Raw genomic sequence first — 21,426 nt, forward strand, 5'->3', positions numbered from 1 at the left:
GGGCTCAGCCCCCCTTGATACGCACCGTGAAGGTGATCTTGTAGCTGCCGCCATCGCCGCTGTAGCTCAGCGGGGACAGCGAGGTCTCGGTGGTCACCAGGGGCACGACGAAGCTGTGCGAGCCCAGGTACTCATCGTTCGACAGCGTGCTCTTGAGCAGATCGGTCAGCTTCGGTCGGACGATGGAGCGCAGCTGATCGCTGTTCAGATTGGCCCAGGCACTGCCACCGTAGATGTTCCAGACCGACTGCATCATCAGCTGCAGGACGCCGCCGCTGCCGAGGTCGGGGTCAAAGTCCTCTTCCAGCAGCCAGGCGAACACAAAGGCGCCGCCGGCTTCGGCCTCGTTGACGATCTGTCGCATATTCATCGTCTTGCCGGCGAGGAAGGCGCCATCCCAGTCGGGATCGCGCACGCGGATCAGCTTGCCGCCGGGCACATTGCGATGCCCCATGAAAACCATCAGATAAGGCGCATCGCTGCCGCCCTCGCTGGTGTCATCCAGGCACTTGATCTGCGTAACCATGAGTTGACGGGTGGGCATGCTGCACCTCCATTGCTGACTGACAGGCGCTAGGGCCTTGGCGGTCGCCAAAGGCTCGGCCGTGTCGGAAGTCAGGCTAGGTGCGACCCCTGCCCTGGCCCATCCCTAGGAGTGGTGGGCTGCGCAGGCAGTTCAGGGCTGCAGCGTGTACCGCGTCACCAGCCGCCGCCCCGCGCCGTCCTGGGCCGTCAGCCAGAGTTCGTAGGCCAGCGGCGTCTGGCCGGCCTGGGCCGACAGCGCCGGCAGGCTCAGCGTGCTGGCCGGCGGGAAGGCGGGCGTGAAGTCGCTGATCGTCACGCTGGCGCTGTAGCGGATCACCGCCCGCACGTTGCTCAGCCGCAGATCGGGATTGGCACTGGCCCAGCTCGACCAGTTCAGCGTCAGGCCGCTGGCCAGGGCGGCGGCGCTCAGCGGGGCACTCGCACTGACGCCGTCCAGGGCCGGGTGGCGAGCGGCGGCCGGCACGCTGGCAGGCAGCTCGGCGCGCAGCCAGCTGTTGCGGGTTTCGGCCGTGCCGGCCAGCGTGTAGCTGGCCAGGTAGCGGGCGGCGCGCAAGGTGTCGGCGCCACCCAACCAGCCCAGGCTGGTGGGTTGCAGCAAGGTGTCGGAAAGCGCGCCGCTGGCCACGGCCGAGGTCGCGCCGGCGGCCGCGCTGATGCAAAGCCAGCGCTGGCCGCAATAGGCCAGCGGGATGCTGAAGCCGCCGGGGGTCTGCACCGTGGCCTTGTCAAGCAGCGCCGTGCCGGCACTGTCCTGCGCCTGCAGCAGCAGTTGCACGCCCAGGCCGGGATTGCTGGCCGGCGCGACGACGCCGGACAGCGCGCCGCTGGCCTCCAGGCCAAGCCAGGAGACCGGCAGCAGGCCGAACTCCAGCTTCTTGCCATTGCCCTTAAGCAGCCACTTGGGCTTGGTGAGGCTCAGCGCATCGCTGAACAGCGCGACCGTGCTGCCGCTGCTGTCGCTGATCGGCGCGGCCACCAGCACGCGGTTGCAGCCGGCCGTCACCGCCACATCGTCGGCACAGCCGCTGAGCTGGAAGCGGCCGAACTGCCAGTTCTTCTGCGCATAGCCGGCCAGCAGCGCCGAGAGCTCGGCGAGCGTGCGGCCGTTGTGGCCCTCATAGCCGACCAGCAGCTCAGAGGCGGCAAAGGTGGCGGCGCTGGCGCCCTGGGCGATCAGCTTGTTCAGCGCCGCGCCCAGCTCGTCCAGCGTGGCCAGCTCGGGCAGCACCTTGGCGGCGCCGGTGGTGGCCTTCAAGGTGGAGCTGATCGCATTGGCCGGCGCCGCATCGGCGCTCTTGGCCAGCTCGGTCTTGGCCGTGGCCAGATCCACCAGCACCTCGACCGGCTGATTGATCAACAGCTTGTTGCCCAGCTGCAGTTGCTCGACGCCCTTGCTGTTCGTGACCAGGCCGATGCGCAGGCTCTCGATCAGCAGATCCTGGCTATTGCTCTTGACGGCCGCGAAGCCGGCATCGCCCAGCAGGTTCAGGGCGGCCGCATCGCTGATCTTCAGTTCGGTCAGCTGGGTCTTGACGATGGTCTTCAGGAAATCGGCGGCGGCGCTGGCCTTGCCCAGGCTGGCCAGCAGGGCCGCGTTGTCGGCGGCCTTGGCAAACACCGGCCGCGGGTCGGTACCCAGGGCCAGCGCCACGGCGGCGTCGCTCAGCGGGGTCAGCTGGGCCGTCATCGTCGCGGCAGCGGTCTGCACGGTGCCGTGCAGCACCTGCGGCTGGCCGGCCGCGTCCATGCCGCGCGCCTGCAGCAGCAGCGGCATCGCCGGGCTCTGGGTCGACAGCGTCAGGCGGTAGGTGCCCTCGACCGGGTGGGCCACGGCCGAGCCGACGCTGGCACCCTTGGCATCGACCACGCTGATGCGTGCGCCGCCCAGCGGCGCGCCGACGGCGGCCACGCCGCTGAGCACCAGATCGGCAGCCGGCGTCGTGCCGCTGTCGCCGTCCGCCCCCCCGCCGCCGCCGCAGGCAAGCAGACACAGGGCGGCCATCAGGCTCAGCGAGCGGGCGGCAATAGAGGGCAAGCGCATGGCAAACGACAACTCGGGCAGGAAGATGCGGCGAGTATGGCCAGGGCGCACCGGGACAAATGCCGCATCAGCGCCGGAAAGTGCGGCCAATAAAAAACGGCCCGCAGGCCGTTTTGTCGATCTGTTCGGATCCTCTTACTTCGGATTGACAGTGACCCAGGCCGTCTCGAACCAGTTGTCGGCGCGGTGCACCACATTGATATTGTTGCGCGCGGCCCAGGGGATGACCTGGCGGTGCAACGGGATCACATTGACCTGCTCCTTGACCTCCATCAGCGCGGCCTTGATCAGCTGTTCCCGCTTCTTGGCATCGGCCTCGACACTGCTCTGCGCGGCCAGTTGGTCAAACTTGTCGTTCTTGAAGTTGCCGTAGTTGTAGGCCCCCACGCCCTTCTCGCCGCGGTTGCGCAGCACCGGGGTCATCATGGTCTCGGCATCGGTGATGGCGCCGCCCCAGCCGTACAGATAGACGCTGGTGTCGAGCTTCTCGACCTTGGGGAAGAAGGTCACGCGCGGCATCGCATTGACCTTGACCTTGACCTTCAGCTGCGCCCACATCGTGGCCACGGCCAGGCAGATCTCCTCGTCGTTGATATAGCGGTTGTTGGGGCAGTCCAAGGTGACTTCGAAGCCGTCGGCATAGCCGGCGTCGGCCATCAGCTTGCGGGCGGCGGCGATGTCGAAGGGGTAGCGGGTCTCGATGGCCGGGTCGTTGTAGGAACCCAGCGGCGAGGGCGTCAGCCCGCCGGTGGGCACCGACAGGCCGTTCATCAGCTTGGTGCGCATCGTTTCGACATCGATGGCCTGGTACAGCGCCTTGCGCACGCGTTGGTCCTTGAACGGATTCTTGTCGCCCGGCACGGCGCCGTAGAGCAACTTGTCGCGCGCCTGGTCCATGCCCAGCATCACCAGCCGGTTCTCCGGCCCGTCGACGATCTTCACGCCCTGGGTGTTGCGCAGCCGCGGCACATCGCGCGGCGCCGGGTCCAGCACGAAGTCGATCTCGCCGGACACCAGAGCGGCCAGGCGGGTCGCGTCATTGCCGATCGGCGTGAACACGATGTCCTGCACATTGCCGTCGAACTTGCCCCACCAGTTCGGGTTGCGCTTGTAGACGGTCTTCACGCTGGGCTCGCGGGTCACCAGCATATAGGGCCCGGTGCCATTGGCGTTGCGGCTCGTGAAGGCCTCTTCCTTGTTCTTGAAGTCCAGCGGGCGGGTCACCTTGTGCTGCTCGCTCCAGCTCTTGCTCATGATCCACAGCGTGTCCAGATGCTGCAGAAAGATCGGGTTGAAGGTCTGCAGCTGGAACTCGACGGTCAGGTCGTCGATCTTCTTCGGCGTGCCGACGGCGGCCGCATAGACGGCGATCTGCGAGGTCGGCTCCTTGGCGCGGTTGATCGAATACACCACGTCATCGGCGGTCAGCGGCGAGCCGTCGTGGAACTTGATGCCCGGGCGCAGCTTGAAGCGCCAGACCAGCGGCGAGGGCTGGCTCCACTCGGATGCCAGGCCCGGCACGATATTGAGCTTGGCATCGCGCTTGGTCAGCCTCTCGTAGACCTGACCGTTCATCATATTGGTCATGCTCTCGTTCTGAGAGTGGGGGTCCATGGTCTGGGGATCACCCTGACTGGCCCAGCGCAGGGTTTGCGCCTGCACGCTCAGTGCACAGGCGGCGGTGACCAGGCCCAGCAGCAAAAACGGCTTTCTCTTCATTCGGGAACTCCCAACTGTGAACGTACGGTGGCGCGAGTGTAGGCAGGCGCGGCAGCGCGCCGCCCCTGGGATTCACCTGATGGGGCTAGCCCGGATCAGCCGCGCACAGCGGGCTTGGCCCAGAGCTCGGCCAGATGGGTGAAGCCCCAGTCCTGGGCCAGTTCGCGGCCCAGGATCTTGTCGCTGCAGCCGGGTGCAGCCAGGTCCAGCAGCTGCACCGGGATGGGCAGCTTGGACTTGGTCGAGAAGAACACCCGCACAACGGGCGCCACCAGCTTGGCCGGGTTCTGCTCGATGACCACCGCCAGCCTTCCCGAATGCAGCTTGACCAGCGTGCCGACCGGGAAGATGCCTATGCTTTTGACGAAGGCCTGGAACACCGCCGGGTCGAAATGCCCCTGCCACTGCGCCATGCGCTGGATCGAGCCGGCCGGGTCCCAGGCGGTCTTGTAGGGGCGGTTGGAGGTGATCGCGTCATAGACATCGCAGACCGCCCCCATGCGCGCCATCAGGCTGATCTGCTCGCCGACCAGCTTCTCGGGATAGCCGCTGCCGTCCATCTTCTCGTGGTGGTGCAGGCAGACGTCCAGCGTCGACTGCGGCACCGCGCCGCCGGCCTTCAGGGCCTGGTAGCCCTGCACCGGGTGGGTGCGCATGGTCGAGAACTCGGCATCGCTGAGCTGGCCAGGCTTGTTCAGCACCTCCAGCGGCATCATCATCTTGCCGACATCGTGCAAGAGCCCGGCCAGGCCGGCCTCGCGGACGGTCTGGGTCGACAGGCCGAGCTGGCGCGCCAGCGCCACCATCAGCGCGCACACCGCCACCGAGTGCATATAGGTGTAGTTGTCCTTGGTCTTGAGCCGCGCCAGGCTGATCAGGGCCGAGGGGTTGCGCTCCACCGAGGCGGTCACGTCCTCGACCAGGGGCAGGCATTGCTCGGCATCGATGGCACGACCCATGCGCGCCTCGCCGAACAGGTCCATCACCGCCTGGCGGGACCGATTCACCAACTCGCCGGCGCGCGCGAGCTCTTCGCCAAGGCTGACGGGCGCGGGGGCCGGCAGCGGGCTCGGCACGGGCTGGGGCGCAGTGGCGACGGCCGCCACAGCGGCGGGCGCGAGCGCGACAGGCGCGACCGCAGCCGGCGCCAGCCCCTTGGAGAGATCGATCCAAACCTCCGGCACCCCGCTGCCGCGCAAAGCCGCCAATTCGGCCGGCTCATTGAGCACGAACTTGGTCTTCCAGAACGGGTGGGAGAGCCAGGACCCCTCCAGCGACTGGATGAACATGCCGAGTTCTACCTGCTGGACCGGGATCTTCTTGAGCATGACGCAGCCGTATGCGAAAGCAACAAGCCTCAGTATCGTGCGCACCGCGCCCCTGCATGCGGCGAACAGGCATAAAAAAGCCGCCTACAAGAGGCGGCTTGATGAATATCAAACAAATAGGCTTCAGCGCAGCTTGGGCTGCGGCACGACCTTCAGTTCACCCGGCAGCGAGGCCAGGTACTTGGACATGGCCTTCAGCTCGGCATGGCTGAACTGCTTGACCTGGCCGGCCATGATGGCGTTGCCACGGCCCACGACGGCATTGCCCTCGACCTGGTAGGACTTCAGCGCGGCATACAGATAGTCGGCGTGCTGGCCGGCGATCTTGGGGTAGCTGCCGTCGATCGGCTTGCTGAAGTTCGCACCGTGGCAGGAAGCGCAGGCGCCCTTGTTCAGCAGCTCGGTGACCTGGGCGCTCGCCGGCACGGCCGCCTCGGGCACGGTCGTCGTGCTCTTGCCATGCTGCTCGTAATAGGCCGAGATGTCGGCGATGTCCTGCTCCGTGAGGCTCAGCGCGATGCCGCGCATCGTCGGGTGCTTGCGCTCGCCCTTGGCATAGGCGCTCAGCGAGGCGGCGATGTACTTGGCGCCCTGGCCCGAGATCATCGGCACCTTGTATACCTCGGGGAAGCTGGACTGATAGCCCGGGATGCCATGGCAGCCGATGCACATGGCCACCTTCTTCTGCCCGGCGGCCACATCCTGCGCCTGCACCGAGGTCAGGGCTCCGACGGTAGCGGCCAAAGCGAGCGAAATCTGCAGCAGTTTTTTCATGGTCCCGAGTGTTGTAGTGCTGGGTCTGGATCTGACACCGGGCGCGATTATAGGGGGCCCGTATACTGGCCCGCAGCCCATCTGTCGTTGATCTACACCATGAAGTTTCAAGGCTCGGACCAATACGTCGCCACCGCCGACCTGATGCTGGCGGTCAATGCCGCCATCACGCTGCAGCGTCCCCTGCTCGTCAAGGGCGAACCCGGCACCGGCAAGACCATGCTGGCCGAGGAAGTCGCCCAGGCCCTGAACCTGCCGCTGCTGCAGTGGCATGTGAAGAGCACGACCAAGGCCCAGCAGGGCCTGTATGAGTATGACGCGGTGAGCCGGCTGCGTGACAGCCAGCTCTCCGGCATCGAGGGCACGGACAAGGTCCGCAATATCGAGAACTACATCGTCAAGGGCGTGCTGTGGCAGGCCTTCGAGGCCGATGCGCCGGTGGCCTTGCTGATCGACGAGATCGACAAGGCCGATATCGAGTTCCCCAACGATCTGCTGCGCGAACTCGACCGCATGGAGTTCTACTGCTACGAGACGCGCCAGCTGATCAAGGCCAAGCATCGCCCGCTGGTCTTCATCACCTCCAACAACGAGAAGGAGTTGCCCGACGCTTTTCTGCGCCGCTGCTTCTTCCACTACATCAAGTTCCCTGATGCGCCGACGATGCAGAAGATCGTCGACGTGCACTTCCCCGACATCAAGTCCGAGATGCTGGCCGCCGCGATGAAGACCTTCTTCGACGTGCGCAATCTGCCCGGCCTGAAGAAAAAACCCTCGACCAGCGAGCTGCTGGACTGGCTGAAGCTGCTGGTGGCCGAGGACATCCCGACCGAGGCGCTGAAGAGCGGCGATGACAAGGTGCTGATCCCGCCGCTGGTGGGCGCCTTGCTGAAGAACGAGCAAGACCTGACCCTGTTTGAGAAGCTGGTCTTCATGCAGCGCAACAACCGATGAGCAGCCAAGACCTGGGCAAGGCCTTCCGGCAGGGGCTGGCCGACGCCATCGGCTTCGTGCTCGGCGCGCTGGCCGGCTGGCAGCTCGGCCGCTGGCTGGGCTACGACTTCATCGCCAGCACCGCCTGGGGGGTTCCCGAGCTGATCGGCCTGGCGCTGATCCTTGTGGGCTGCGGCCTCGGCCGCTGGCTGGCGCGCAAACTGATGCTGAGAGGCTGAATGGCAAGCACTGACACGACGGCCATCTGCACACCGGTCACGCTGAGCGGCCGCCACGCCACGCTGGCACCGCTGGCCCCCGAGCACGAGGCCGGCCTGCAGGCCGCCGTGCGCGAAGGCGAGCTCTGGCAGCTCTGGTACACCGCGATCCCGACACCCGAAGGCATGGCCGCCGAGATCCGGCGCCGGCTTGATCTGCAAACCAAGCAGAGCATGCTGCCCTTCACGGTCTTCGATGCCGACCAGCGCATCGTCGGCATGACCACCTTCATGAATATCGACAACGCGAACCGCCGCGTCGAAATCGGCTCCACCTGGTATGGCAACAGCGTGCAGCGCAGCCCGCTGAACACCGAGTGCAAGCTGCTGCTGCTGACGCACGCCTTCGAGACGCTCGCCTGCATCGCGGTCGAGTTCCGCACCCACCGCTTCAACACGGCCAGCCGCCGCGCGATCGAGCGTCTGGGCGCACAGCTCGACGGCATCCTGCGCTCGCACATGCGCGCCAGCAACGGCACACTGCGCGACACCGCCGTCTACAGCATCACCGCGACCGAATGGCCCACCGTCAAAACCCATCTGCAATGGCAACTCGCAAAACCCCGCTGAAGAAAACCCTCAAGAAGACTTTCGACGTCGACGCCCTGTGGCAGATCGAGCGTGTCGGTGCCCCCAGCCTGTCGCCCGATGGCGCCCAGGCCGTGGCCGCCGTGACCCGCTATTCGATGGAGAGCAACAAGGCCCAGTCCGGCCTGTGGCTGCTGTCGACGCTGGGCGGGGCGCCGCGCGCACTGACCAGTGCCGGTGACAAGGACGGCCAGCCGCAGTGGAGCCCGCAGGGCGACCGGATTGCCTTCATCGCGCGCCGCGAGCAGCAAGGCAGCAAGGATGAGGAAGCCCAGCTCTACCTGATCGCGCCAGACGGCGGCGAGGCCCGGCGCGTGGGCAGCGTCGCCACCGGCGTCGAGGCCTTCAAGTGGTTTCCGGACGGCAAGCGCATCGCCTTCATCTCCTGGGTCTGGCCCGGGCTGAAGGGCGCGGCTGCCCAGGCCAAGGCGCACAAGGAGTTCAAGGAGCGCAAGGCGACTGGCTACGTCACCAGCGAGGCGGTCTACCGCTACTGGGACCATCATGTGCCGATGGGCCGGGTCGCGCATCTGCATGTGATGGATGTGGCCACCGGCAAGACCCGCGACCTGTTCGAGGGCACGGACATCGAACTCACCCGCGCCGACCCCGACGCCAACTGCTTCGATATCGCACCGGACGGCAAGCGCATCGTGTTCGCCTTCGACCCCGCCGCCGAGAAACGCCTGGACAACCGCTACGCGCTGGCCGAGGTCGAACTCAAGAGCGGCGTGATCCGCACGCTGCTGCAGGACAAGGACTGGGATCTGCAGGCACCGCGCTACAGCCACGCCGGCCAGCACCTGGCCTTCCTGGCCAGCCACCAGGGCAAGAAGCACACCATGCCCTCGCAGCTGGCGGTGCTGGACACGCAGGGCCACTGGGCCGTGCTGTCGGAGCACTGGGACTACGAGGTCACCGCGCCGCTGCGCTGGGACGAGGACGATCTGGGCGTTCTGTTCGGCGCCGAGGAGCGCGGCCGGCGCCATCTCTGGCGCTTCGACGTCAAGACCTGCGAGGCCTTCAAGCTCTTCGAGGGCGGCAACGCGACGGCCTTCGCGCTGGAAGCCGGCACCCTGGTCGTGCAGCACGACAGCGTCCAGCACCCGCCGCGCCTGTCGGTGGTCGTCAGCGAGGGTGATGAGGAGGGCCGGGGTCAGGTCATCAGCCGTATCGAGTCCTTCAACGACACGCTGCTGGCCGACTACACCTTCTGCCGCCACGAGGAGGTGGTCTACAAGGGCGCCCAGGGCGACGATGTGCAGATGTGGCTGGTCTACCCGCCCGGCTTCGATGCGAAGAAGAAATACCCGGTGATGCACCTGATCCACGGCGGCCCGCACACGGCCTTCGGCGACAGCTGGCACTTCCGCTGGAACCATCAGGTCTTCGCGTCGCAGGGTTATGTGCTGGCCTGCGTCAACTATCACGGCTCCTCGAGCTTTGGCTACCAGTTCCTCGACTCGATCACCCAGCGCTGGGGCGAGTTGGAGCTGCAGGACGTCGAGGCCGGCACCGACTGGATACTCAAAAAGCCCTGGGCCGACAAGAAGCGCGTCTTCGCCACCGGCGGCAGCTACGGCGGCTATATGGTCGCCTGGATGAACGGCCATGTGAAACCGGGCCGCTACCAGGCCTATGTCTGCCACGCCGGCTGCTACGACTGGCAGGCCATGTTCGCCGACGATGCCTACACCTGGCATGCCAAGGAACTCGGCGCCTGGTACTGGGACGATGCCGCCAAGGTGGCCTCGCAAAGCCCGCACGCCTTCGCGAAGCACATGGCCACGCCGACCCTGGTGATCCATGGCGCGCTGGACTACCGCGTGCCCGATGCCCAGGGTCTGGCCTACTACAACACGCTGAAGGCCAAGGGCGTCGACGCGCGCCTGCTCTGGTACCCCGACGAGAACCACTGGATCCTGAAGCCGCGCAACAGCAAGCTCTGGTACGGCGAGTTCTTCGGCTGGCTGGCCAAGCACGACCTGGCACCGAGCCGCACGAAGAAGGCCTGATCAATCGCCTTCGGCCAGACCCCAGTCGATATCGCCGCACAGCACCCGCAGCTGGCCGTCGCGCCAGAACGCCACCGAGACGGTGACGCACATGCGGGCGCCATGCAGGCTGAGGTAGGGGCGGGTCAGCTGCACCTCGCCGATCGAGGCGATGGCGCGGCGGAAATAAGGGCGGCGGGCCCAGCGGGCATCGCCGGCCCGCTCCAGCGGCGCATAGCGCGGATCGGCCACCTCGACCCGGCCCGTGGGCGCGACCCGCTCGCCCTGCTCGCGGCCCTGCTCGTCCAGCAGATAGCAGAGCTGGGCCTGCTCCAGCCGCAAGAAGGCCGCGCAGGCCTCGGCCAGCGGCCGGCCCTGCTGCAAGGGCTGCAGGGCCAGGGCCAGCGCGGTACGGAAGGGCGCAACCCGCTCCTCGTCGGCCTGCCGCAGATGCAGATGGCGCTGGTCAAACAGCTCCCAGGCGCTCTCGACCTCGCCGCTGACGGCCTTGCTCAGCAGCTGCGGTGAGGGATGGCCAAAGGCATAGCCCTGTACCAGGTCGACATCGGCGTCCAGCGCCAGATGCGCCTCGTCCTGGGTCTCGACACCCTCCAGCAGCACCAGGGCACCGCATTCATGCAGCAGGGCCACCATCTGGCTGAGCACGCGGGCGATGCGCTTGGAGTCCATCGCCCGGGTCAGCAAGCTGCGGTCGAGCTTGACGATCTCGGGCCGGATGCGCCAGATGCGGTCGAAGTTGGAATGGCCGACGCCGAAATCGTCCAGCGCCAGCAGGCAGCCGGTGGCGCGCGCCTGCTCAACGGCCAGCTCGAACTTGTGATCCTGCGACATCACGTCCTCGGTCACCTCGAACACCAGGCGCTGCATCGGCAGGCCCAGCTGGTGCACGACCTCGACCGCGCGCGCCAGCATCTCCGCCTGCTCGGTGACATTGACGAACACTGCCGCATGCACATTCAGGAACAGCCAGCTGTCCTGCGCCTGCTGGGCAACGAAGTTGTGCACATGCAGCAGGCGGCACAGCCGGTCCAGCCTCACCTGTTCCTCGAAGCTGCCGACCCGCTCGAACAGGCTGACCGGCGACAGCAGCCGCCCCTGCCCGTCCTGCACCCGCACCAGGGCCTCGTAGCCGACCGGGCGGCGGTGCGGGAAGCTGTAGATGGGCTGGAAGCTGCTGCTCAGCAGACAGTCGCCATGGCGGCCCTGCCAGATGCCGTCCTGCTCACTGATGGCCTCGTACAGGGCCAGCAAGGTGCTCTCTACTTCGGTGGCCATGGCGCTCCGATCCGGCGGTCTTGTCAGCGCGATGCTAGCGGATACCAGGCTTGGCTGCGGTGCAGCATCGGATGTGGATAATCAAGAGCCCACCCTGCCCCACCCGAGCTCATGCTGATCAAGTTCTTCTATACCCTGCGCGCGGCCAAGCTGCCGGTCTCGGTCAAGGAGTTCCTGACCCTGCTGGAGGGACTGAAGGCCGGGGTGATCGGCGCCGACGGCGTGCCGACGATAGACGACTTCTACTACCTGGCCCGCACCACGCTGATCAAGGACGAGGCCCAGTTCGACAAATTCGACCGCGCCTTCGCCGCTTATTTCAAGGGCGTCGAGCTGCTGACCGACTTCACGAAGGAGGTGCCGCTGGAGTGGCTGCGCAAGCATCTGGAGCTGGAACTGACGCCCGAGCAGAAGGCCGCCATCGAGAAGATGGGCTGGGACGAGCTGATGGAGACGCTCAAAAAGCGCTTTGAGGAGCAAAAGGAACGTCATGAGGGCGGCAACCGCTGGATAGGCACCGGCGGCACCAGCCCCTTCGGCAACAGCGGCTACAACCCGCAAGGCATACGCATCGGTGGCCAGGGCGGCAACAAGAGTGCCGTCAAGGTCTGGGAGCAGCGCGCCTACAAGGACTATGACGACAACCTCGAGCTCGGCACCCGCAATATCAAGGTGGCGCTGCGCCGGCTGCGCCGCTTTGCCCGCGAGGGCTCGGATCTGGAGCTGGACCTGAACGACACCATCCACAAGACCGCGGCCAATGCCGGCATGCTGGACATCCGCATGATTCCGGAGCGCCACAACAAGGTGAAGGTGCTGCTCTTGATGGATGTCGGCGGCACGATGGACGAGCATGTGCACCGGGTCGAGGAGCTGTTCTCGGCTGCCAAGACCGAGTTCAAGCATCTGGAGTTCTATTACTTCCACAACTGCGTCTACGACTTCGTCTGGAAGAACAACCGCCGCCGCTTCGCCGAGAAGTTCCCGACCTGGGACATCATCCGCAAGTACAACAAGGACTACAAGCTGATCTTCATCGGCGACGCGACGATGAGCCCCTACGAGATCCTGCAGGCCGGTGGCAGCGTCGAGTACAACAACGAGGAGCCCGGCGCCGAATGGCTGCAGCGGCTCACCCATGCCTTCCCGAAGTACGCCTGGATCAATCCCGAGCCGCAAGGCGTCTGGCAGTACCGCCAGAGCATCGCGCTGGTCCAGCAGATCATGCATCAACGCATGTTCCCGCTCTCGCTGGCCGGGCTGGAAGGCGCCATGCGTTTGCTGAGCAAATGAGGGGGGGCACGCTGCGCACAGGCATCGCACTGGCGAGTCTGCTGCTGTCGGGCTGTGCCAGCCTGAGCGGCCTGTTCAATGGCGGCAAGCCGGCCGCCGCGTCGGCGGCCGACCCGCAGAAGATCGCTTACGAGCTCGAGATCGAGGCGCCCGAGGCGCTGCGCCCGCTCTTGCAGGAGCACCTGGATCTGGCGCGCTTTCAGCGCATCGGCGAGGACGAGCGTCTGAGCCGTATCGAGCTCGACCGCCTGGCCGCCGCCGCACCGGCCCAGGCCCGCTCGCTGCTGGAGACCGAGGGCTATTTCAACGCCGAGGCCCGCTTCGAGCGCCTGGCAGCCGACGAGCGCGGCCTGCAGCGCGTGCGGCTGACCGTCACGCCCGGCCCCCGCACCGAGGTGACCCGGGTCGACCTGAGCTTTGCCGGCGCGCTGCAAGAGCCCCAGGGCGAGGCTGCCCAGGCGCTGGCCGAGCGCCTGCGGGCCCAGCTGCGCGAGGACTGGAATCTCGACCCGGGCCGCTATTTCCTGCAAAGCCGCTGGTCCTCGGGCAAGACCGAGGCCCTGGCCACCGCTCGCGCCGGCGGCTACCCGCTGGCACGCTGGGCCCACACGGCCGCGCGCGTACATGCCGAGACCAACAGCGCCGAGCTGGAATTGCAGCTCGACAGCGGCCCGCTGTTTCGCCTCGGCGAGCTGCGTATCGAGGGGCTCAAATACCAGCACGAGGAGACCGTGCGGCGCCTGGCCGGATTCACCCCGGGCCAGCCCTACAGCGAGCGCGGCCTGCTGGACTTCCAGGAGCGGCTGCTGCAGACCCAGCTCTTCGATGGCGCCAGCGTCGATATCCAGCCCGAGGCCGAGCAGGCCGAGGCCACGCCGGTGCTGGTGCGCCTGCGCGAGGCGCCGCGCCAGCAGGCCACCACCGGCATCGGCTACAACGCCAACACCGGCCAGCGCGTCACGCTCGAGCACCTGCACCTGATCCCTTTCGGTCTGCCGATGCGCAGCCTCAGCAAGCTCGATCTGGGCCGCGATCTGCGCGCCGCCTCGCTGGAGCTGACCTCGCACCCGCAGAACGATATGCAGCGCAATCTAGGTTCGATCGCGCTGGAAGAAGACCGCAGCGAAGGCGAGATCAAGACCAGCCTGACGGCCCGGCTCGGCCGGCTGCGCGAGACCACCCGCGATGAGCGGCTCTACTACATCGAGCTGCTGCGCTCGCACGAGCGCGCCGACGATCTGAGCGTCAGCGCCGGCGCGCTGTCGATCAACGGCCAATGGACACGCCGGCGGGTCGACAACAATCTGCTGCCCACCGAGGGGCACACGGCCTCGCTGCAGCTGGGCCTGGGTCGCGCCGACAGCTCGATCGGCGCCAACGGCTTCTTCGGCCGGGTCAATCTGAAGACCGCCTGGTACCGGCCCTTCAAGCTCAGCAGCCAGACCTGGTACGCCAACACCCGGCTTGAAGTGGGCCAGGTCTTCGTCAAGCAGGACGTCGGCGTGCCCGACAAGCTGCTGTTCCGCGCCGGCGGCGACGACTCGGTGCGCGGCTACCCCTACCGCAGCCTGGGCCCCACCGAGGGCGACCAGAGCGTTGGCGGCCGGATGCTGTTCGCGGCCAGCGCCGAGATCGCCCGTCCGATCAGCGAAGCCATGCCCAGCCTCTGGGGCGCAGCCTTCATCGACGCCGGCAATGCGGCCGACCGCTGGGGCGACTTGAAACCGGCCCTGGGCTATGGCGTCGGCCTGCGCTGGCGCAGCCCGGTCGGGCCGCTGCGCATCGACATCGCGCGCGGCCATGAGCTGCGCAAATGGCGGCTGCACTTTAGCGTCGGGATCGCGCTATGAGCGAAGAGCAAAGCACGCCGGCACCGACCACGCTGCCGCGCAAGAAGCGCAGCCGCCTGCTGCTGACCACCAGCCTGGCCCTGCCGACCTTGGCTGCCGCCGCTGCGCTGGCGCTGTACTGGGGGCTCAAGACCGAGACCGGTACGGCATGGCTGCTGCAACAAGCGCCAGGCCTGCAGATCGAGGCGCCGCAGGGGCCGCTGCTGGGCGACTTCTCGGCGCGCCGGCTGCGCTACCAGAGCCCCGCTTTCAGCATCGAGCTGCAGGACCTGCGCTGGCAAGGCCTGAGCCTGGCCTGGGAGCGCACACCGCTGCTGTGGGGCCGGCTCGAGATCAAGCGCCTGCAGGCGCGGCGCCTGACGTTGGGCTGGCCTGACAGCCCGGCCTCGACCGAGCCAAGCGCCGCGCCGCAAGACCTGACCCTGCCGCTGGCGGTGCGAATAGCCGAGCTGCGCGTGGACGAGGTGCACGCACCGCCGCTGGGCGCGCAGCCCTTGCGCGATCTGCGCGCCGGGGTCTGGCTTTCCGAAAAAGAGGGCCAGCGCCATCGCATCGAGCTGCAGCACCTGGCCTGGGACAAGCTCTCGCTCAGCGGCCAGGCCAGTGTGCAGACCACCGCTGCGATGAATCTGGATTTGCAGGCCCTGCTGCGCTCCGGCGAGCAATGGCAGGCCCAGGCCTCGCTCAAGGGCCCGCTGGACGCACCGGCGCTGCTGGCCAGCGCCGAGACCGCCGGCCAGGCGCTGCAGCTGAATGCCGCGCTGCGCCCGTTCGCGCGCTGGCCGCTGCAGGCCGCCGAGCTGAACGCCGACAAATTCGACCTTGCCGCCCTGCACAGCGGCCTGCCGAGCACCGTGCTGAGCGGCCATGCGCGGCTCAAGGCCAGCGCCTGGGACCAGCCGGCCCATCTGCTGGCCGAGCTGCGCAATGGGGCGGCCGGCCGCTGGGACCAGCAGCGCCTGCCGGTGCACAGCCTCAAGCTCGATCTACAGGCCCGCCCCGATCATCTGCAGGGCCTGCAGGACCTCAGCAGCCTGAATGTCGATGTGCTGGAGGCCCAGCTGGGCAGTGCCGGCGCGCCGGCCGGCCGGCTCAGCGCCCAGGGCACGGGCCTGCAGCTGCAGGCCCGTGTCAGCGAACTGCGCAGCGCCGCCCTCGATGCCCGGCTGCCCGCGCTGCGGCTGAGTGGTCGGGTCGACCTGAAGGGCCAGCTCGGCGAGCGGCCCAGCCTGAACCTGGATGGGCGGCTCAGCGGCGACTGGCAGCAGACTGCCAAGCTGAGCCGGCCGGTCGAGCTGCAGCTGCGTGCGAATAGCGACGGCCGCCAGATCGAGCTGCAGCAGGCCCTGCTGCAATCGGGCGCCTCGCGCCTGGATATCAAGGGCCAGGTCTTGCCTGCCAGCGGTGCGCAGGGCTGGAGCGCCAAGCTCAGCGCCAGCACCCAGGACTTCGATCCCCGCCTGCTCTGGGCGGGCGAGGCCGGCTCGGGCTGGGCCAGGGGCCAGCACAGCATGGATGCCACGCTGCAGGCCGAGCTGCGCCAGGGCGCCGATGCCTGGCCGCTGGGCACCGCCAAGCTGCAGCTCCAGCCCAGCCTGCTGGCCGGCGTAGGCCTGGACGGCCAGATCAGCTATCAGGCCAGCGCCAAGCCCGAGCTGCAGCTGGACCTCAGCAGTGCCGACAACCGGCTGCGTCTGAGCGCCCAGGGCGGCGCCGCGCCACAGGGCCGCGCCGAGATCGCCGCACCGAAACTCGCGGCGCTGACACCCTTGCTGACGCTGTGGGCCCCGCAGGCCCAGCTCAGCGGCGGCCTGCAGGGCACGCTAGCAATCAACGGCAAGGAAGGTGGCAAGGACGGCGGCGGCAGCACCAGCGGCCGGCTCGACATCAAGGCGCTGCAGCTGAAGAACCTGCCCGGGCTGGACAGCCTGCGCCTGGACGGCGCCACCCTGGATTGGCAGCTCGACAGCCGCATCGACGCCCCGCTGCGCGCCCAGGCCCAGCTCAAGCAGCTCAGCCTCAACGGCAGCCTGCTCAGCCAGGCCCAGCTCGATCTGCAGGGCAGCTGGGAGCGCCATCAACTCAAGCTCGACGGCCAGGGGTACACACCCACACCGGCCTGGGCCGCCACCATCGCCGACCCCGCGGGCCTCAGTGGCAGCCTGCTGCTGGCGCTGAACGGCCAGCTCTCGGCCTCGCCCTGGCTGGCCTGGCAGCAGGCGAAGGATCCGGTCAACTGGCAGGTTCAGGCCAGCCGGCTGCTGCTGCGGCCCACCCGCAGCGAGCAGCCCGACTGGGTCTCGGCGCGCGACGTCAAGCTGAGCCTGCAGCTGGGCACATCGATCACGCTGCAACAGGCCGATCTGGCACCGGGCCGCATCGAGCTGGCCGGTGCCGGGCTGCGCTGGAGCCAGATTCAGTGGCTGGCTGCCCGTGACGCTGGCGGGCAGCCGCAGCTGAGCGCCGAGCTCGAACTGGAGCCCCTAGCGGTGGCGCCGCTGCTGGCGCGCTGGCAGCCCGAGTTCGGCTGGGGTGGCAAGCTGGTGATGGGTGGGCGGGCGCGGGTGCGCAGCGCGCCGCAGGTCGAGGTCGACATCGCGCTCAGCCGTGCTGGCGGTGACCTGACCGTGACCGACGAGGCCGGTGGCGTCCAGGCCCTGGGCCTGAGCGAGCTGCGCCTGGGCTTGCTGGCCAGCGGCGGCGTCTGGCACTTCACCCAGGCGGTGGCCGGCAGCAATCTGGGCGTGCTGGGCGGTGCCATCACCAGTCGCACCTCGCCGCAAGCCCTGTGGCCGGCGCCGGATGCGCCGCTGGAGGGCGTGCTGCAGGCCAATGTCGAAAACCTAAGCACCTGGGGCAGCTGGGTGCCGACGGGCTGGCGCCTGGGCGGTAGCTTCAATGCCGGGGTCCAGCTGGCCGGCAAGGTCGGTGCCCCGGAGATCATCGGCCAGGCCAATGGCGCGCAGATCGCGCTGCGCAACCCGCTGCTGGGCGTTGATGTGCGCGAGGGCGAGTTCTCGCTGAAGCTCGATGGCAGCACCGCCATCTTGGAGCGCCTGAGCGCCCGCGGCGGCGACGGCAAGCTCAGCGCCCAGGGCCGCGCCCTGCTCGGCGACAAGCCCGAGCTCACGCTGAACATGACGGCCGAACGCTTTGCCGCGCTGAGCCGGGTTGACCGCCGCCTGAGCGCCAGCGGGCAGGCCAGCTTGAAGATCGATCGCGACGCCTTCAGCCTCGATGGGCGCTTCACGGTCGACGAAGGCCTGTTCGATTTCAGCCGCGGCGATGCGCCCAGCCTCGACGACGATGTGCAGGTACTGCGCCCCGACCGCGCTCTGCCCGAAGCCGGGCGCACGCGAGCCAGCGGGCGCGCGCCAAAGATCGATCTGCAGCTGGCCCTGGATCTGGGTCGGCAGCTGCGCATCAAGGGACGCGGCCTGGACACCCGCTTGCGCGGTGAGCTGAAGCTGGCACACCAGGGCGCGGGGCCGACGCTGAACGGCGTGCTGCGCACCTTCGGCGGCACCTATGACGCCTATGGCCAGCGCCTGGACATCGAGCGCGGCGAGATCACTTTTGCGGGCGTGGTCGACAACCCGCGCCTGAACGTGCTGGCGGTACGCCCCAACACCGATGTCCGGGTCGGCGTGACGCTGACCGGCACGGCACTGAACCCGCGCATCAAGCTGTTCTCGGAGCCCGATATGGGCGACACCGACAAGCTCTCCTGGTTGCTGCTAGGCCGCGCACCCGATGGCCTGGGCCGCACCGACACGGCCCTGCTGCAGCGCGCCGCGCTGGCCCTGCTCAGCGGTGAGGGCGAAAGCACCTCGGGCAAGCTGATCAAAAATCTGGGGCTGGACGAGCTGTCGCTGAGCCAGGGCGAGGACGACTCGCGCGGCACCATCGTGCGCCTGGGCAAGAACATCTCACGCCGCTGGTACCTCGGCTATGAGCGCAGCCTCAACGCCACCACCGGCAGCTGGCAGCTGATCTACCGCATTGCACGCCGCTTCACCCTGCGCGCCCAGGCCGGTGAGGAGAGCGCGGTGGACCTGATCTGGCAGTGGAAGTGGGAATAGCAGGCGCCGAGCCAAGGCATGTACTTCAGGTTCAGCGGCAAGTGCACCGGCAGGGATGGGAATCGGAACTGAAAAGGCCTGCGCTTGCAGGCCTGGATGCCGAACAGGCGGCGTCAGCCGCCCTGACTGCGAGCACGGAAAGCTAGTACCACCAGCCCCAAGGCCAGCATGGCCGCAGTAGCCGGCTCAGGCACCGGCGCCGCCACCTCGATCGTCAACGAAAGCGGGCTGAACTGGCTGGAGATATCCGAGGAATATGTGTTGTCGTAGTAGCTCCATTGCCAAGAGTCGCATTGAAGCCCTCCACCTCCCTCGGGATCCAAGTTGTAGCAATTGCGTGATGCCGTCTCCGTGCTGATGTAGTGGTCCGTACGGGTAGTCCAGCCGCCCGTCAACTGAACGACGTAGGTTCCCGGATCGGCGAACGTCGATGAGAAGGACCAGCTCCCAGAGCTGGCAGGCACGCCGCCGAAAGACGCTCCGGCGGCTTGAAGCTGGACGTCTGCGACGGACTCAGACCACGTCTGATACCAGTTCACTTCCCAGACCTGGTACCCCTCCACCGGCGGCGGCTCTGTGGTGTTGCTACCGCCATTGGAATAGCTGTCTGTGCCGATGCTGAAGGAGGCGCTGAAGTCCACCGTCTCGCCTGCAAAGATGTTGAATTTGCTGGCGGAAAAAGTGTCGAGTTGGCCCGTAGAGGCCGTAGCAGCAGCAGCCAGGGCCCAGCCAGCAGCAAGGCTGACGATTTGAGTGCCGATTTGCATGGATGCATCCTCAGTTATTGCCCGCTTACACATTGAAGCCACCAAGGCCGCAAGCACAGGCAATGCGATTCTTTTGTCAAATCAGCGCGCTCCACAACACCATGAATGGCGACCGAACGCCGACGCATACGCACTGGCGGGAGGGGATTCAGGCCAGCAGGATCGGCGTGGCAACGGAACGCGGCTGCAACATGGCGATCATCTCCACCCGGCCATCGCCGTGCGTCAGGCCCGTCATCACCGCGTCAAGATCGACAATCGGGAGGCTTGCACCATTGCAGTACGACGTCCGAGCTGCGTTTTGAACCGGCGCAGGCAGTTTGTTGCACCGAAATCTTGAACGGCGGCGTTGCTAGGGATACTGACGCTCACCTATAGAATGCGCGCGGCAAGTCAGCATTCCCTCTCCGTAGTTCAATGGATAGAACGGCCGCCTCCTAAGCGGCAAATGTGGGTTCGATTCCCGCCGGAGGGACCAAGAGGGCGTTTCTGAGCGTCCCGCAAGCGATCAAGCCTCTATGTGAATCAATCACTTAGAGGCTTTTTTCATGCCATTGCGGTTCACAGGGTCTCTTTACAACCCACCCTCAACCGGGGAACATACCGGGGAACAAATCGCAATTTCGGGACAAACCGGGGTAAGTGTTCCCCGGTTTTGCTCCCAGCTTGCCACGCTGCCCCAGGAGCTTGCCATGCTGACCGATGCTGACTGCCGCAACGCCACCTGCCCTCCCGAGCTGAAGCGCCGCCGACTGGCCGACAGCGGCGGCCTCTATCTGGAAGTCTCACAAGCTGGCGCGAAGCGCTGGTTCTGGAAGTTCTACCCCGACGGAAAGGAATCCCGGCTGGCGCTCGGCAGCTATCCCGAGGTGACGCTGAAGGCCGCACGAAACGCCAGGGACGATGCACGCAAGGTCCGGCGAACCGGCGTCAACCCCGTCCAGGCCCGCCGGGCCGAAATCATCGCCAATCGGGTGTCCTCGGCCATCACCTTCAAGGCCGTGACCGAGGAGTACCACGAGAAGAAGGTCGCGGAATGGAGCAAGGTCCACGCCGCGCAGTTCCTGCGTTGCTGCGAAAAGGATCTGTTTCCGTGGATAGGCACCCTGCCCCTGCGCGACATCACCGCACCCGTCCTTCTGGACACCCTGCGCCGGGTCGAGGCACGCGGCGCTACCCAGCTTGTGCGCGACTTGCGCGAGTTCGCCGGGCAAGTTTTCACCTACGGCATCCACACCGGCAAATGTGAGAACAATCCAGCCCGCGATCTGGTCGGCGCCTTCAAGACCCACACCGTCAAGCACATGGCCGCCGTGCTGACCCCGGCCAAGGCCGGCGAGCTGATGCGGGCCTTGGCCAGCTACCAAGGGCAACCCACCACCAAGGTGGCACTGCTGCTATCGGCACTGCTGTTCCAGCGCCCCGGCAACATTCGCTCGCTGGAGTGGGCCTGGATCGACCTTGACGGCGCCATGATCACCATCCCCTCTGAGGCCATGAAACGCGCCAAGGCCGGCAAGCTCAACGGCCGGCCACATCTGGTACCGCTGGCCACCCAAGCAGTGGCCGCACTGCGCGAGATCCAGCCTCTGACCGGCCACGGCCGCTATGTGTTCCAGAGCCTGCGCACCGGCAACAAACCCATGAGCGAAAACACCGTGAATGCCGCGCTGCGCGGCATGGGCTACAGCAAGGACGAGATGACCGCACACGGCTTCCGGGCCCTGGCCCGCACCATCATGGTGGAGAACATCGCCGGCATCGACCCCGACGTGATCGAAGCGCAGCTGGCGCATGGCAAGTCCGGGCCGCTGGGATCGGCCTATGACCGCGCCGAGTACATGACCAAGCGCAAGTCGTTGATGCAGACTTGGGCGGACTACCTGGACCAGTTGCACATCGGGGCGAAGGTGATCGACTTCAGGGCGGCCTGATCT

General features: G+C 67.0%; 15 protein-coding genes and 1 tRNA gene. 9 read left to right on the forward strand and 7 right to left on the reverse strand.

Going from position 1 to position 21,426, the window contains the following annotated elements; translation table 11 throughout:
• Positions 1-4: 4 nt before the first annotated feature.
• From PO768_RS03265 to PO768_RS03285, 5 genes are all read right to left on the reverse strand, one after another.
• Positions 5-544, reverse strand: a complete 540-nt coding sequence (locus PO768_RS03265) for a hypothetical protein (RefSeq protein WP_137944021.1) — start codon at positions 542-544, stop codon at positions 5-7.
• A gap of 132 nt (positions 545-676) precedes the next feature.
• Positions 677-2,587, reverse strand: a complete 1,911-nt coding sequence (locus PO768_RS03270; protein WP_272644870.1) for a hypothetical protein — start codon at positions 2,585-2,587, stop codon at positions 677-679.
• 135 nt (positions 2,588-2,722) lie between these two features.
• Positions 2,723-4,306, reverse strand: coding sequence for an ABC transporter substrate-binding protein (locus tag PO768_RS03275; RefSeq protein WP_137944023.1), 1,584 nt, complete (start codon positions 4,304-4,306; stop codon positions 2,723-2,725).
• A gap of 95 nt (positions 4,307-4,401) precedes the next feature.
• A complete protein-coding gene (locus PO768_RS03280; protein ID WP_272644871.1) occupies positions 4,402-5,634 on the reverse strand; it encodes an HD-GYP domain-containing protein in 1,233 nt (410 codons plus the stop codon).
• Positions 5,635-5,757: 123 nt separating this feature from the next.
• Positions 5,758-6,408 (reverse strand): c-type cytochrome, encoded by a 651-nt coding sequence (locus PO768_RS03285; RefSeq protein ID WP_262970915.1) that lies wholly within the window; start codon positions 6,406-6,408, stop codon positions 5,758-5,760.
• 99 nt (positions 6,409-6,507) lie between these two features.
• Here PO768_RS03285 and PO768_RS03290 point away from each other — a divergent pair, with 99 nt between their 5' ends.
• From PO768_RS03290 to PO768_RS03305, 4 genes are read left to right on the forward strand one after another with little or no spacing between them, the layout of a single operon-like run.
• A complete protein-coding gene (locus PO768_RS03290) occupies positions 6,508-7,362 on the forward strand; it encodes an AAA family ATPase (protein WP_137944026.1) in 855 nt (284 codons plus the stop codon).
• Positions 7,359-7,580 carry a hypothetical protein gene (locus PO768_RS03295; protein WP_272644872.1) on the forward strand — a complete coding sequence of 74 codons (222 nt, stop codon included), beginning with the start codon at positions 7,359-7,361 and terminating at the stop codon, positions 7,578-7,580. The genes PO768_RS03290 and PO768_RS03295 overlap by 4 nt, the downstream gene beginning before the upstream one ends.
• Positions 7,581-8,189 carry a GNAT family N-acetyltransferase gene (locus PO768_RS03300; RefSeq protein WP_272644873.1) on the forward strand — a complete coding sequence of 203 codons (609 nt, stop codon included), beginning with the start codon at positions 7,581-7,583 and terminating at the stop codon, positions 8,187-8,189.
• Complete coding sequence (locus PO768_RS03305) at positions 8,165-10,222, forward strand: S9 family peptidase (RefSeq protein WP_272644874.1); 2,058 nt, start codon at positions 8,165-8,167, stop codon at positions 10,220-10,222. Before PO768_RS03300 ends, PO768_RS03305 begins: the two co-directional genes overlap by 25 nt.
• Here the strand turns inward: PO768_RS03305 and PO768_RS03310 are convergent, their stop codons facing one another.
• Complete coding sequence (locus tag PO768_RS03310) at positions 10,223-11,497, reverse strand: sensor domain-containing phosphodiesterase (protein WP_272644875.1); 1,275 nt, start codon at positions 11,495-11,497, stop codon at positions 10,223-10,225. It abuts the gene before it with no gap.
• Between the two features lie 111 nt (positions 11,498-11,608).
• Here PO768_RS03310 and PO768_RS03315 point away from each other — a divergent pair, with 111 nt between their 5' ends.
• From PO768_RS03315 to PO768_RS03325, 3 genes are read left to right on the forward strand one after another with little or no spacing between them, the layout of a single operon-like run.
• On the forward strand, positions 11,609-12,790 hold the full coding sequence (locus PO768_RS03315) for a vWA domain-containing protein (protein ID WP_272644876.1): 1,182 nt from the start codon (positions 11,609-11,611) through the stop codon (positions 12,788-12,790).
• Positions 12,787-14,640, forward strand: coding sequence for an autotransporter assembly complex protein TamA (locus PO768_RS03320; RefSeq protein WP_272644877.1), 1,854 nt, complete (start codon positions 12,787-12,789; stop codon positions 14,638-14,640). The genes PO768_RS03315 and PO768_RS03320 overlap by 4 nt, the downstream gene beginning before the upstream one ends.
• Positions 14,637-18,722, forward strand: a complete 4,086-nt coding sequence (locus tag PO768_RS03325) for a translocation/assembly module TamB domain-containing protein (RefSeq protein WP_272644878.1) — start codon at positions 14,637-14,639, stop codon at positions 18,720-18,722. The genes PO768_RS03320 and PO768_RS03325 overlap by 4 nt, the downstream gene beginning before the upstream one ends.
• A 113-nt stretch (positions 18,723-18,835) precedes the next feature.
• Here PO768_RS03325 and PO768_RS03330 read toward each other — a convergent pair whose 3' ends face one another.
• Complete coding sequence (locus tag PO768_RS03330) at positions 18,836-19,489, reverse strand: PEP-CTERM sorting domain-containing protein (protein ID WP_272644879.1); 654 nt, start codon at positions 19,487-19,489, stop codon at positions 18,836-18,838.
• A 403-nt stretch (positions 19,490-19,892) separates the two neighbouring features.
• Here PO768_RS03330 and PO768_RS03335 point away from each other — a divergent pair.
• Both PO768_RS03335 and PO768_RS03340 read left to right on the forward strand, forming a co-directional pair.
• Positions 19,893-19,967 (forward strand) — tRNA-Arg (locus PO768_RS03335).
• Between the two features lie 214 nt (positions 19,968-20,181).
• On the forward strand, positions 20,182-21,423 hold the full coding sequence (locus PO768_RS03340; protein ID WP_272644880.1) for a tyrosine-type recombinase/integrase: 1,242 nt from the start codon (positions 20,182-20,184) through the stop codon (positions 21,421-21,423).
• Positions 21,424-21,426 lie beyond the last annotated feature (3 nt).

This window comes from Paucibacter sp. XJ19-41, from assembly GCF_028462495.1.
GTDB lineage: Bacteria > Pseudomonadota > Gammaproteobacteria > Burkholderiales > Burkholderiaceae_C > Roseateles_E.

Excerpts from the sequence above, each read along its gene's own strand:
- PO768_RS03265 (WP_137944021.1), bottom strand. The coding sequence starts at position 544 with ATGCCCACCCGTCAACTCATGGTTACGCAGATCAAGTGCCTGGATGAC.
- PO768_RS03270 (WP_272644870.1), bottom strand. The coding sequence starts at position 2,587 with ATGCGCTTGCCCTCTATTGCCGCCCGCTCGCTGAGCCTGATGGCCGCC.
- PO768_RS03275 (WP_137944023.1), bottom strand. The coding sequence starts at position 4,306 with ATGAAGAGAAAGCCGTTTTTGCTGCTGGGCCTGGTCACCGCCGCCTGT.
- PO768_RS03280 (WP_272644871.1), bottom strand. The coding sequence starts at position 5,634 with ATGCTCAAGAAGATCCCGGTCCAGCAGGTAGAACTCGGCATGTTCATC.
- PO768_RS03285 (WP_262970915.1), bottom strand. The coding sequence starts at position 6,408 with ATGAAAAAACTGCTGCAGATTTCGCTCGCTTTGGCCGCTACCGTCGGA.
- PO768_RS03290 (WP_137944026.1), top strand. The coding sequence starts at position 6,508 with ATGAAGTTTCAAGGCTCGGACCAATACGTCGCCACCGCCGACCTGATG.
- PO768_RS03295 (WP_272644872.1), top strand. The coding sequence starts at position 7,359 with ATGAGCAGCCAAGACCTGGGCAAGGCCTTCCGGCAGGGGCTGGCCGAC.
- PO768_RS03300 (WP_272644873.1), top strand. The coding sequence starts at position 7,581 with ATGGCAAGCACTGACACGACGGCCATCTGCACACCGGTCACGCTGAGC.
- PO768_RS03305 (WP_272644874.1), top strand. The coding sequence starts at position 8,165 with ATGGCAACTCGCAAAACCCCGCTGAAGAAAACCCTCAAGAAGACTTTC.
- PO768_RS03310 (WP_272644875.1), bottom strand. The coding sequence starts at position 11,497 with ATGGCCACCGAAGTAGAGAGCACCTTGCTGGCCCTGTACGAGGCCATC.
- PO768_RS03315 (WP_272644876.1), top strand. The coding sequence starts at position 11,609 with ATGCTGATCAAGTTCTTCTATACCCTGCGCGCGGCCAAGCTGCCGGTC.
- PO768_RS03320 (WP_272644877.1), top strand. The coding sequence starts at position 12,787 with ATGAGGGGGGGCACGCTGCGCACAGGCATCGCACTGGCGAGTCTGCTG.
- PO768_RS03325 (WP_272644878.1), top strand. The coding sequence starts at position 14,637 with ATGAGCGAAGAGCAAAGCACGCCGGCACCGACCACGCTGCCGCGCAAG.
- PO768_RS03330 (WP_272644879.1), bottom strand. The coding sequence starts at position 19,489 with ATGCAAATCGGCACTCAAATCGTCAGCCTTGCTGCTGGCTGGGCCCTG.
- PO768_RS03340 (WP_272644880.1), top strand. The coding sequence starts at position 20,182 with ATGCTGACCGATGCTGACTGCCGCAACGCCACCTGCCCTCCCGAGCTG.